Source organism: Rhizobium sp. BK008 (assembly GCF_014197345.1).
GTDB classification, from domain to species: Bacteria; Pseudomonadota; Alphaproteobacteria; order Rhizobiales; family Rhizobiaceae; genus Rhizobium; species Rhizobium anhuiense.
Genome location: NZ_JACIFK010000001.1, coordinates 1,782,094 through 1,794,411 on the forward strand (window position 1 = coordinate 1,782,094; position 12,318 = coordinate 1,794,411).

General features: G+C 63.1%; 10 protein-coding genes. All 10 read right to left on the minus strand.

The features are described 5' to 3' along the window. Positions 1-2: 2 nt before the first annotated feature. The 10 genes from serS to FHT69_RS08785 all read right to left on the minus strand — a co-directional run bounded on the left by serS (position 3) and on the right by FHT69_RS08785 (position 12,267). Complete coding sequence (gene serS, locus FHT69_RS08740; protein WP_063475459.1) at positions 3-1,286, minus strand: serine--tRNA ligase; 1,284 nt, start codon at positions 1,284-1,286, stop codon at positions 3-5. 102 nt (positions 1,287-1,388) lie between these two features. Further along, positions 1,389-2,216: a twin-arginine translocase subunit TatC gene (tatC, locus tag FHT69_RS08745; protein WP_047614785.1), complete on the minus strand. Its 828-nt coding sequence runs from the start codon at positions 2,214-2,216 to the stop codon at positions 1,389-1,391. Further along, positions 2,213-2,824, minus strand: coding sequence for a Sec-independent protein translocase protein TatB (tatB, locus tag FHT69_RS08750; RefSeq protein ID WP_183905231.1), 612 nt, complete (start codon positions 2,822-2,824; stop codon positions 2,213-2,215). The genes tatC and tatB overlap by 4 nt, the downstream gene beginning before the upstream one ends. 51 nt (positions 2,825-2,875) lie before the next feature. Continuing rightward, positions 2,876-3,067 (minus strand): twin-arginine translocase TatA/TatE family subunit, encoded by a 192-nt coding sequence (locus tag FHT69_RS08755; RefSeq protein ID WP_003538990.1) that lies wholly within the window; start codon positions 3,065-3,067, stop codon positions 2,876-2,878. Between the two features lie 182 nt (positions 3,068-3,249). Beyond that, the gene (scpB, locus tag FHT69_RS08760; protein WP_063475457.1) at positions 3,250-3,966 is read right to left on the minus strand and encodes an SMC-Scp complex subunit ScpB; all 717 of its coding nucleotides are present in this window, start codon (positions 3,964-3,966) and stop codon (positions 3,250-3,252) included. Further along, positions 3,963-4,820: a segregation and condensation protein A gene (locus FHT69_RS08765; RefSeq protein WP_047614779.1), complete on the minus strand. Its 858-nt coding sequence runs from the start codon at positions 4,818-4,820 to the stop codon at positions 3,963-3,965. The genes scpB and FHT69_RS08765 overlap by 4 nt, the downstream gene beginning before the upstream one ends. Before the next feature lie 18 nt (positions 4,821-4,838). Continuing rightward, positions 4,839-5,852 carry a beta-N-acetylhexosaminidase gene (gene nagZ, locus FHT69_RS08770; RefSeq protein ID WP_183905232.1) on the minus strand — a complete coding sequence of 338 codons (1,014 nt, stop codon included), beginning with the start codon at positions 5,850-5,852 and terminating at the stop codon, positions 4,839-4,841. A gap of 112 nt (positions 5,853-5,964) precedes the next feature. Continuing rightward, positions 5,965-9,165 (minus strand): SPOR domain-containing protein, encoded by a 3,201-nt coding sequence (locus tag FHT69_RS08775; RefSeq protein WP_183905233.1) that lies wholly within the window; start codon positions 9,163-9,165, stop codon positions 5,965-5,967. A gap of 61 nt (positions 9,166-9,226) precedes the next feature. Continuing rightward, the gene (gene argS, locus FHT69_RS08780; RefSeq protein ID WP_183905234.1) at positions 9,227-10,984 is read right to left on the minus strand and encodes an arginine--tRNA ligase; all 1,758 of its coding nucleotides are present in this window, start codon (positions 10,982-10,984) and stop codon (positions 9,227-9,229) included. 65 nt (positions 10,985-11,049) lie between these two features. Continuing rightward, positions 11,050-12,267 (minus strand): deoxyguanosinetriphosphate triphosphohydrolase, encoded by a 1,218-nt coding sequence (locus tag FHT69_RS08785; RefSeq protein WP_047614775.1) that lies wholly within the window; start codon positions 12,265-12,267, stop codon positions 11,050-11,052. Positions 12,268-12,318 lie beyond the last annotated feature (51 nt).

Consider the following 12,318-nt stretch of genomic DNA (forward strand, 5'->3'; position numbering starts at 1 on the left):
CCTCAGGCCGCCCGTTCGATCTTGGTCAATCCGCCCATATAGGGGAGCAAAACGTCCGGAATCGTGACGGAGCCGTCCTCGTTCAGATAATTTTCAAGGACAGCGATCAGGCAGCGACCGACGGCGGTGCCGGAACCGTTCAGCGTGTGGACGAACCTGTTGTTCTTGTCATCCTTGCCGCGGTAGCGCGCATTCATCCGCCGGCCCTGAAAATCACCGCAGACCGAGCAGGAGGAAATTTCGCGGAAGGCATTCTGTCCCGGCAGCCAGACTTCGAGGTCGTAAGTCTTGCGCGAACCGAAGCCCATGTCGCCGGTGCAAAGCGTCATGGTGCGGAAATGCAGGCCGAGGCGTTTCAGCACCTCCTCGGCGCAGGCGGTCATCCGTTCGTGCTCGGCAACGGCGCTCTCGGCGTCGGTGATCGAGACGAGTTCGCATTTCCAGAACTGGTGCTGGCGCAGCATGCCACGCGTATCGCGGCCGGCGGATCCCGCTTCCGAGCGGAAAGACGGCGTCAATGCGGTGAAGCGGAGCGGCAGCTTGTCCTGATCGAGGATTTCTTCGCGCACCAGATTGGTGAGCGTCACTTCGGCCGTCGGGATCAGCCAGCGGCCGTCCGTCGTCCTGAAGAGATCCTCGGCGAATTTCGGCAGTTGGGCAGTGCCATAGACGGCCTCGTCGCGCACCATCAGGGGCGAGCTGACTTCGGTATAGCCGTGCTCGCTGGTGTGGAGATCGATCATGAACTGGCCGAGCGCGCGCTCGAGCTTGGCGAGCGGCCCGGTTAGAACCGTGAAGCGCGAACCGGAGAGCTTGGCGGCGCGCTCGAAATCCATATAGCCGAGCGCCTCGCCGATTTCGAAGTGTTCCTTCGGCGCGTGGTTCCAGCGCGGCTTTTCGCCGACGGTGCGGGTGACGACATTGTCATGCTCGTCCCTGCCGACCGGGACGTCGTCGAAGGGGATGTTCGGGATGCGCGAGAGTGCGTCGTTCAGTTCGGCCGTCAGCTGCCGGTCTTCTTCCTCGACCGCCGGCAGCAGGGTCTTCAATTCTGCGACCTCGGCCTTCAGCTTCTCGGCGAGCTCGCCGTTCTTCTGAGCCATCGCCGCGCCAATCTCCTTGGAGGCGATGTTGCGGCGAGACAGCAAGTCTTGCGCCTTCTGCACGGCGGAGCGGCGCTTTTCATCGAGGGCAACGAGACTTTGGGCCAGAGGCTCCGCCCCGCGCTTGGCAAGGGCGGCATCGAGCGCTTCGGGATTCTCACGGATCCATTTGATATCGAGCATCGTCGTTCCAGGTCGTTGCAACAGAGATGACCCCGGCCAAAGCCTGATCGGGCCTCGACCGGATGTTAAGCGGCGCTCACAAAGGGGGATTGGGATCGCCGCTCAGACGCTGTCCGTCTTGGCAACGTCCGCGGATCCGGTGTCCTTTTCGACCGCCTGCCGGGCACGCTGGCGCTCCACGAGTCGCGCCGCATAGATGGAAATCTCGTAGAGAAGGATCGTCGGTATCGCAAGGCCGATCTGAGACATCGGGTCCGGCGGCGTCAGCACGGCGGCAACGACGAAGGCGAGGACGATGGCGAACTTGCGCTTTTCGGCAAGCCATTGCGACGTCAGCAGGCCGACACGGGCAAGCAGCGTGGTGACGACGGGAAGCTGGAAGACAAGGCCGAAGGAGAAGACCAGCGTCATGATGAGGCTCAGATATTCCGAGACCTTCGGCATCAGCGAGATCGCCACCTCGTCATGACCCGGCGCCTGCTGCATCGACAGGAAGAACCACATGACCATCGGCGTGAAGAAGAAATAGACGAGAGCAGCGCCCATCAGGAACAGGACCGGCGAAGCGATCAGGAACGGCAGGAAGGCCTGACGTTCGTTCTTGTAGAGGCCCGGCGCCACGAACTTGTAAACCTGGGCGGCAATGATCGGAAAAGCGACCACCAGGCCGCCGAACATCGCCACCTTGACCTGGGTAAAGAAGAATTCCTGCGGCGCGGTGTAGATGAGCTGCGCCTTCTCGACATCGAGATGCGCCCACACCACGGCCGTCTTGTAGGGAATGACCAGATAATTGAAGAGATGCTTGGCAAAAAAGAAGCATGCGATGAAGGCGACGAAAAACGCGCCGATCGACCAGATCAGCCGCGTGCGCAGCTCCATCAGGTGCTCGATCAGCGGCTGCGGCTTGTCTTCGATATCACCGCTCATGCCTCGTCCTTCTTCGTCTGCGCCGGCTTCTTCGGCGTTGCAGGCTTCCTGACTGCCGTCGTGCGCTTCGGTTTTTCCACGGGCACGGCAACGGCCGCCGCAGCATCGACCTTGTCGGTAGCCTTGAGGCGCGGCTTGCGCACGGGTTTCGGCTTGGCGGCAACCGTATCGGCCTGGACGATCGCTGCTGCGACGGGTTCAGGCTGCGCAGGCGCGGGTACCAGCGGCGGCGTTTCCGGCAGGCTCATCGACGGCGTCGGAGCCGAGACAGCAGCAGCCGGCACCTCGGTCTTGTTTTCCGTGACCACGGTCGACTTCTGCAGGTCGGCCTTGATCTCGTTGCCCATCTGGCGAAGCGGGTTCATCGCCTCGCGCAGGCTGTTGACCGGGTTGAGCTTCTGGGCGTCGCTGATCGTCTGGCGGACATCGTCAAGCTCGGCTTCGCGCAACGCTTCGTCGAACTGCGCACGAAATTCACCCGCGACCTTACGGGCGCGCTGCGTCATCTTGCCGAAAGCGCGCAGCATCGGCGGCAAATCCTTGGGACCGACCACCACGATCAGTACGACCGCAATGACCAAAAGCTCGGTCCAGCCAATATCGAACATGCAAGGCTCCTGGACGGGAAGCGCGGGGGCTGCGCTTTTTCCCGGACTTGGTTACTTCGTTTCGTCGGCCTTGTGATCGACGGTCTTTGCCGTATCCGGCGCGTCCTCGTCCGTCATGCCCTTCTTGAAGCTCTTGATGCCCTTGGCAACGTCGCCCATCAGTTCCGGAATCTTGCCGCGACCGAACAACAACAGCACGATGACCAGAACGATCAGCCAGTGCCACATGCTAAAAGAACCCATTACGCTAACTCCCTGTTTCTATGTTCCCACGATGTAAGGATTTCCGACACCGTTTCCAACATCAAGCCCTTTGAACTGCGCTTAATGTCACGGTATCGCCCTTTGTGACAAGCCATTGACCCGCCGAAAAGTGCTGGTTCTATTGTTTTCGCCATGCATGGCAAAAGCAAGACGCAAACCCCTCAATCTTCAGAGGTGCCGCGCGGCGCCAACAACCCCAATTCCTCGAGGTCCATCTGGGTGATCGGGTCTTCGTCCTCGGTCAGTTCGTCGTTCATCAACGGCGAGGGAATATTGAAATTCGCCGGAATGCGGCCCGACAGCAAGCCCGCTCCCTTCAACTCTTCGAGACCCGGCAAGTCACGCAGCTCTTCGAGACCGAAATGGTCGAGGAAATCGCGTGTCGTGCCCAATGTCACCGGCCGGCCCGGCGTGCGCCGGCGGCCGCGGAACCGCACCCAGCCGGCCTCCATCAACACGTCGAGCGTGCCGCGCGAGGTCTGGACGCCACGGATATCCTCGATCTCGGCGCGCGTCACCGGCTGGTGATAGGCAATGATCGCCAGCACTTCCAATGCTGCGCGCGAAAGCTTCTTCACCTCATTGTCATCACGGCGGATGATGAATGACAGGTCGGCGGCAGTGCGGAAGGCCCAGGCGCCCTCGACCTGGACCAGATTGACGCCCCGCGGCGCATACTGCTCCTTCAGGCGCAGCATGATGGCGCGCACGTCGGTCTTCTCAGGCAGGCGCTCGGCGAGGAAGCCTTCGGAGACCGGCTGCGACGAGGCGAAGACCAGCGCCTCGGCGATGCGCTCGGCCTCGATCTCGGCCTGCAGTTCGCGGCTCCTGTCGTCGAAATCGCCTTCGAAATCCTCTTCGCTCTTCGGATCGATCAAGCCGGCTGCTCCTGCTCCACCACCTGCAGCGTGGCATGTTTCGGACCGCGGCGCATGTATATCGGCTGAAAGGCGCCATCCTGACGGATTTCGAGCTTGCCCTCACGCACCAGCTCCAGCGAGGCGGCAAAGGCGCTGGCGATTGCCGTGACGCGTTCCTCGGGTGCTGCGAGATAACGCAGCAGGTAATGCTCCATCGCCGTCCAGTCACCGATCTCGCCGATCATCTGGGTCAACAGCTCGCGGGCATCGGTCAGCGACCAGACACTGCGCCGCTCGATCGTCACCTGGGTGACGGCATTGCGCTGCCGCAGCGCCGCATAGGCGGTCAGGAGATCGTAGAGGCTTGCCGCATAAGCGGATTGCTGACGGTCGGGAATATGCTCGGGGGCGCCACGCACGAAGATATCGCGGCCGAGACGGTTGCGATTGACGAGGCCCTCCGCCGCCCGGCGCATGGCTTCCAGGCGTTTCAGGCGGAAGGCGAGCGTTGCCGCCAGTTCCTCGCCCGAAGGACCGTCATCCTTGACCTGCTGGGGAATGAGCAACCGTGACTTGAGATAGGCAAGCCAGGCGGCCATGACGAGATAATCGGCGGCCAACTCGATGCGGATCCGCCGGGCGCTTTCGATGAAGAGCAGATATTGCTCGGCAAGCGCCAGCACCGAGATGCGCGACAGGTCGACCTTCTGGTTGCGGGCGAGATAGAGCAAGAGGTCGAGCGGGCCTTCGAAGCCGGCGACGTCAATCACCAGCGCTGGCTCGTGGCTGGCGCGCTCGGCACCGTTATCCTGCCACAGCTTGTCCATCGGCGTTGCCGCCTGCGGACGTTCCGTGCCCTTGACCGTGCTCACCTAGCTGCTCCCTTACGATCAGACCGTCGCAAACATCGCCTCGAATTCCACCCTCAATTCCGCTTCGTCGGACCTATCCGGCGCCGCGAAGCCTGCTTCCACCGCTTTTGCGCGGGCAAGCGAGATGCCGGCGAGCGGCGGAACATTTGCCACGACATCCCGCATCTCGTCCATATCGCCATTGCAATGCAGCACGATATCGCATCCGCCTGCAATGATATTCGCCGCGCGCTCACCGATCGTACCGGAAAGAGCGTTCATCGAGCTGTCGTCGGAGAGCAGCAGACCGGTAAAGCCGATATGCTGACGGATGATGCCGTCGATCACCTTGCGCGAGGTCGTCGCCGGATTGTCCGGGTCGATGGCAGTGAAGACGAGGTGACAGGTCATCGCCATCAACTCGTCCTTCATCGCGATAAAGGGCGGGAAATCGTGGGTCTCCAGCTCATCACGCGAGACGGTGACGACAGGCAGTTCCAGATGTGAATCCGCGAAACCGCGGCCGTGGCCGGGCATATGCTTCATCACAGGCAACAGGCCGCCGGCCTTCAGGCCTTCGGCAGCCGCGCGGCCCATGGCGATGACGGTGTCGGGATCGCCGCCATAGGCGCGGTCGCCGATGACGTTGCTGCTGCCCTCCACCGGCACGTCGAGCACCGGCAGGCAATCGACATCGATGCCGAGGCTCGAAAGGTCGAAGGCATGCAGCCGCGACATCAGCCATGCGGCCCGCAGGCCAAGCGCCGGCTCGCGGCGATAAAGATCGCCGAGCGCCTGGCCGGAAGGATAACGCGCCAGAATGGGCGGGCGGATGCGCTGGACGCGGCCGCCTTCCTGGTCGATCAGCACCGGCGCATGCCAGCCGACGCTTTCGCGCAGATCGGCGACGAGATCGGTGATCTGCCGGGCTTCGGAGATGTTGCGCCCGAAGAGGATGAAGCCCCAGGGCCGTTCGCCCCGGTAAAAGGCCTTTTCTTCGGATGTGAGGGCAAGGCCGCTGCAGCCAAGGATCATCGCTTTTGATTCGGTCATGTGAGAATCATAGACGGCGCCCGGCCAAATGCGAGCAAGGTCCAGCGCGATGCACAAAAAAGAGCGGCGGACCAATCCGGTCCGCCGCTTCCGATATCAATGAGCCTGATTCTTACTTGGAGATCAGGCAGCTTCCGCCCGCGGCGCGATACTGTTCGCAGAGCGCAGCCGCCTCGTCCTTGGAACCGGCCGGAATGCGAACACGGTAGAACGTGCCCTTGCCGGCGATATCGGCCCTGCGGATCTCATGGCTACGGCCGCCAAGCACGCCGGCGAATTTCTTCGACAGGTTGGCATAGGATTTGTTCGCCTCGTCTTCCGACGGCAGCGAGGCGATCTGGATGCCGTAGCCGCCGGCGGACGCAGCCTGCTGCGGCTTTGCGGCAACCGGTGCTGCGGCCGCGACCTCAGCCGTCGTCTGCTGTGCAGGCGGCCGGACATTGCCCTTCTCGGTCACGGTGCCGACGACGTTGACGGGCTGGTCGACCGGACGGGCGGTCGGGATCGGAGCGGTATCGGCAATCGCCGAGGTCTTGACCGGGCGCACCGGCGGCTCGACCGGGGCGGGATTTGCGGCCTGCGCGTCGGCGCTGCCTGCAAGCGGCGGCTCAGCCGGCGCGGTTTCAGCAGGTGCTGCAGAACGAGCATCGGCGGAAGCAACCTCGGCGCTCGCCGGGAAACTTGCGGCCGTTCCGGCGACCGGAGGCGCAGTCGGGATCGATGGCGTCGTCTGGGCCGTCAACGGCGGCAGAGCCGACTGCGTCGGCTGGGCAGACTGCGCCGCCTGTGTCGGCTGGTCGGCGGGCGCCGGCTCCTCGCGTGCGACCAAGGTGCCGTCAGGCTTGACGATCATCGTGCGGACCTTGCGCGGCGAAACGGACGGCGCCTTGTCGGCATCGGTTGCCGAAGCGTTGTCGGCATTGTCCTGGTTGGGCAGCAGACGCGGATCCTGCGTCTCACCGACCGCGGTCGGCGTGACCTGATCACCGGCATTGGCGTTCTCGTCGTCCTCAGGCAGCGCTTCCGGTGTCAGGGTACGCTGGACGACATCGACGGGCGCCTCGTCGGAAGAAACGAGCGCCTTCTGCTTCGGCTCCTCGGCAGAACCCGCGACGCGGTCGTAGACAGCCTTATCCTGGTTCGGCACGGTCTTGCCGCCCGGATTTTCCGGAACGACCTTGACCGGCTCCTTGTCGGCGGTGATCACGCGCGGCTCGCCGGTTGCAACAATGCCGAGCCCCTCGCCGTTCCAGACGGAGGAATAGACGCCATAACCAACGCCGGCAAAAACGACGAGAACGACAGCCCCGGCCAGCAGCCGGCGCATCGACCGGGCGCGGCTGAAATCAGCGGCCTGGCTTGCCGATTCGATACGGACTTCGGAGGTTTCACGGCGCTCGACCGGTTCGCGCACGCTGCGGCGGAAATCCTCCTCCAGCGCCCGTTCGAAATCATCGAGGCCATCGGCGATGGTGGGCTTGACCGGCTTTGCCGCGGCAGCAGCCGTATCCCGGACCGGCGCCGGGGTTTCCCGCGGTTTGGCCGGCTCAAAGAAGCTGGCGATCTCTGCGTCGAGATCGAAATCGAAATCCGCAGTTTTCGCGACCGGCGCAGGCTGCTCGACCGGCGGCAGCGCCGGCACATGCATATCGTCGACGGTCTCGGGACGATCCTCCGGATCGGAGATCATCGCCGGATCGAAAGGCAAGTCTTCGGTGGATTCGGCGACAGGCGCCGCCCAGTTGAAAGCCGGCGCCGGAGCTGGCGCCTGCGGCTCAGGAACGGCGGCCGGAGCGGGCCGCACCGAGGCGGCGGCAGCCTGCTGGGGAGCAGGAGCTGGCGGCTCAGGCGCAAAAACGGGAGCCGGCCGCGGAGAGACGGCGGCGACCTGCTGCGGCGCAGGGGTTATCGGCTGGGGCGCAGGCTCGATCTGCTCGGAGAAATCGAGATCGGCGAGTTCCAGTTCGATGCCGGCAAGATCCAGCTCGAAATCATGGCCGGCGAAGGGATCGTCGGCTTCCTGTACGGGCCGCGGCGTCTGCGAATATGCCGTTGCAGCAGGCTGCGGCGCAACGACTTCGGCAAGTTGCGGCGCGACAGGCCGTGCGGCTTCGGCAGCATAGACCGGAGCTGGCTCGATCGGAGCAGGCTGGACGAATGCTGCGGCGACCGACGCGGGCGCGATCACCTCGGGCTGAACAGGTGCTGCGGCCACCGGGACGGCAGGAGCGGGTGCCGCCTCGATCGATGCGGGCTGCGGCGAAACGGGCGCCGGATTGGCGCGTTGCGGCACCGGATAACGCGAGACGTCGGCCAGCAGATCGTCGAGATCGAACGTGCCGGCAGTGTGTGGAACTTCCGGTACGACCTCAGTCAGCGCCGCATCAGCCTGGATCTCGCCTTCGACGGCCGCGGCAATGAGATCGAAACCAGCGTCGGAGCCGAAATCCTCCAGCCCGTCTTCGATTTCGACAAATTCCTCGGCCTCGGCAGCCTCTTCCGACGCGACGACCTCATCATGGCGATCGAGTTCGGCGGGGAAGCCAAGCGACGGCGAAGCGGATTCGAATTCCTCGGAGGGCTCGACAGCGGCGACAGACGCCGGCGGTTCGATTACAGATTGCGGCTCGACCACAGGAAGATCGACGGACGGCGCTTCAGCGACCGGTGCTGCGACCGTTTCGGCCACAGGCGCCGGCGCAACAACCGGCTCCTCGCGCTTCGCGGCATGGAAATTGGCGAGCGGCAGCCTGATGCTGGCAGCCGACCATTGCGGCGCCTTGGCGGGTTGCGGCAGCGAAGAGACCGGTGCTGCACCGATCGACAGCTCAAGCTCCTCGATGAGGTCGCGCGCACCGCCGAAGACCGACTGCACCGACGCTTCGGGAGCGGGCTCAGGGGAAAGCTGCTCCGCCCAGTCGGCGGCGGGCGTGTCCTGATTCTCCACGGCCAAAGTCACGTCTTCGTCAGCATCATCGGGAGCGACGGACACCGGCTCAGCAGCCTCCGCACGTTCGTCAGCGGGAGAAACATCGAGAACGGGCTCGACGTAATCTTCAGGCAGGTCGTCAGAGATCGGCTCGGCGGGCCGGTCGAGCTCTGCGAGCGGACGTGGCGAATCGTATCGGTCGAACTCGCGCCCAAGCTCTTCCTCGAGATCGAGGGCCGGCTCGCGCCGAGCCGCCTCGGTCATCGTATTCGCTGCAACACGCGGCTCGAAGCCGACGATACGGGCAAGTTCGGCCAACGGATCGTCGTCGGCAAACAGATCGTCTTTTCCGCGCGTATCATACGCAAGTTGTTTATCAGCCATGCCTATCCCACTCGCAAACGCCAACGCTCAAATGCCAGCGCATTGTGGGGAAATGGTGACGTTATCGCATTTCGTCCGGTGCGGCAGTGCCTGTAATGGCAAGTCCCGACTTCAAAACCGACGCGACGGCGTACACCAGCCCAAGTCTGGCAATACTTGATTCTCGGTTTTTATCATTAACAAATCGTAATTCCGGCTGATCTTTACCTTTGTTCCAGTGCGCGTGGAACGAACTTGCGACGTCGTAGAGGTAAAAAGCGATGCGATGCGGCTCCTGCGACTGGGCGGCCGCCTCGACGATCCGCGGGAATTCGGCGAGCTTGGCGACAAGCTGCAATTCGGCCGGATCACCAATGCCAGCAACGGTTTTCGCGAGATCCTCGGGCGAAACTTCGAGGCCGGGAAAAGCCTCCCTCGCCTGCCGGAAGACCGACATGCAGCGGGCATGCGCATACTGCACGTAAAAAACAGGATTATCTTTCGATTGTTCGGTCACTTTGGCGAAATCGAAGTCGAGCGGCTCGGAATTCTTGCGGTAGAGCATCATGAAGCGGACCGAATCACGACCGACTTCCTCGACGACGTCCCGAAGCGTGACGAAATCGCCGGAGCGTTTCGACATCTTCACCGGCTCGCCGTTTCGATAGAGCTTGACGAGCTGGCAAAGCAGCACCGTCAGCTTCGCCTTACCATCCGAAACGCCGCGTGCAACCGCTTCCAGGCGCTTGACGTAGCCGCCATGATCGGCGCCGAGCACATAGATCATCTCGTCGAAACCACGGTCGAACTTGTTCTTGAAGTAGGCGACGTCGGCGGCGAAATAGGTGTAGGCGCCGTCCGACTTGATCAGCGGCCGGTCGATATCGTCACCCACTTCGGTCGAGCGGAACAATGTTTGCTCGCGATCCTCCCAATCCTCGGGAAGCTGGCCCTTCGGCGGCGGCAGCGTGCCCTTGTAGACATAACCCTTGAAGGTCAGGTCGTTGATCGCCGTGCGGATCGCCGCGGCCCCATTGGCATGCAGGGTGCGCTCGGAGAAGAAGACGTCGTGATGGACGTTCAGCGCCGCGAGATCGGCGCGGATCATCACCATCATCGCATCGATGGTGCGGTCCTTGACGATCGGCATCCATTGCTCTTCCGGCATGTTGTGCAGCCGCACGCCGTAATCGGCGGCAAGCGACTGGCCAACGGGCACGAGATAGTCGCCGGGATAGAGACCCGAAGGGATTTCGCCGATTTTTTCGCCGAGCGCTTCGCGATAACGCAGGAAAACGGAGCGGGCGAGCACATCGATCTGCGAGCCGGCATCGTTGATGTAGTATTCCTTCTCGACGCCGTAACCGGCAAAAGCCAGCAGGTTGGCAAGCGCGTCGCCGACGACGGCGCCACGGCAATGGCCGACATGCATCGGGCCGGTCGGATTGGCCGAGACATATTCGACGTTGACCTTCCTGCCCTCACCCAGCGTCGAGCGGCCGTAATCGGTGCCGGCGCCGATGATCGAGGCGAGCAGCCGCTGCCAGTAGCCGACGGCGAGACGGATGTTGATGAAACCGGGGCCGGCAACCGAGACATCGGCGACGTCGGCATCCTCTTTCAGCTTGGCGATGATGACATCGGCCAGCGCGCGCGGATTGGTTCCGAGCGGTTTTGCCAGCACCATCGCGGCATTGGTCGCGACATCGCCATGGCTCGCGTCACGCGGCGGCTCGACGGTGATGCGGCCGAAATCGAGCTCAGATCGCTTTTCCCTGACCAGATCGATCTGTTCAAGGGCGGTTTTGATCCTGGCTTCGAAGTCGGTAAAAAGGTTCATCGCACTCTTCCATGCATAGGCTGTGCCAAAGGCTCAAATCGACCCTCGGCGTGGGCGACCGCTGCCTATCGCAAATCCGGAGTGTGGTCAAACAACCGCCTGTGGGCGCTGATCGCATAGGTGTCGGTCATGCCGGCCAGATAATCGCCGACATGGCGGGCCTTCGGCGCATCGGACAGGCCGGCGATATGATCGACCCAGTAATGGCTCTGCATCTCCTTGGGATTGGCCATGTAGGCGCCAAACAGATCGGTAACGATCTTTGCCGCGCCGGCGCGGATGCGCATGATATCGGCATTGCGGTAGATGCGCTTGAAAAGCATCGCCTTGATCTGCCGGTCGGTCTCGGCCATCGCCTCGGAAAAGGTGGCGATCACCTGGCCGGCGCCGCGGATGTCGCCGGCGCTCTCGGGGCGAAGGAGGGAAAGGCGCGCCTGCGCGACACCGATCACGTCTTCGACCATGCGGGTGATCTGGCGGCGCATAATCTCATGGGTGAAGCGGCTCGGCTCCAGATGCGGATATCGCTCCCTCACCTCGGCCATCAGCCCGGCGAGAAACGGGATTTCCTCTAACATCTCGAAAGTCAGGTAACCGGAACGCAGGCCGTCATCGATATCGTGGGTATTATAGGCGATGTCGTCGGCGATCGCCGCGACCTGGGCCTCGAGGCTGGCATAGCTTGCAAGCTCGAGATCGTGCAGCTCGCAATAATCGAGGATCGGCTGGGGAACGGGGCCGCGCGTGCCGACGCCATCCGGCGTCAGAAGCGGACCATTGTGCTTGACGAGACCTTCGAGGCTTTCCCATGTCAGGTTGATGCCGTCAAATTCGGCATAACGCCTCTCCAGCTTGGTCACGATGCGCAGCGATTGTGCATTGTGGTCGAAGCCGCCATAGGGCAGCAGCACCTCGTGCAGCGCGTCCTCGCCGGTGTGACCGAAGGGCGTGTGACCGAAATCGTGGACGAGGGCGACGCCTTCGGCCAGATCCTCGTCGAGCTTCAGGGCGCGGGCGAGCGCGCGGGCGATCTGCGCCACCTCGATCGTATGGGTCAGCCGGGTGCGGTAATGATCGCCATCCTGGGCGATGAAGACCTGCGTCTTGTGCTTCAGCCGGCGAAAGGCGGTGGTGTGGACGATGCGGTCGCGGTCGCGCTGGAAATCGGAGCGCGTCGGGCTTCCGTCTTCCTGATAGAGTCGTCCGCGGCTCGTCCAGGGGTCGGCCGCATAGACCGCCCTCTCACTGCTGCCGAAACCCAAAGCACGCGTATCGATCGTCATTCTTCACCGTCATCCTGCATGTTGCCGCATCTGCCCATTGACGCCGCTCTT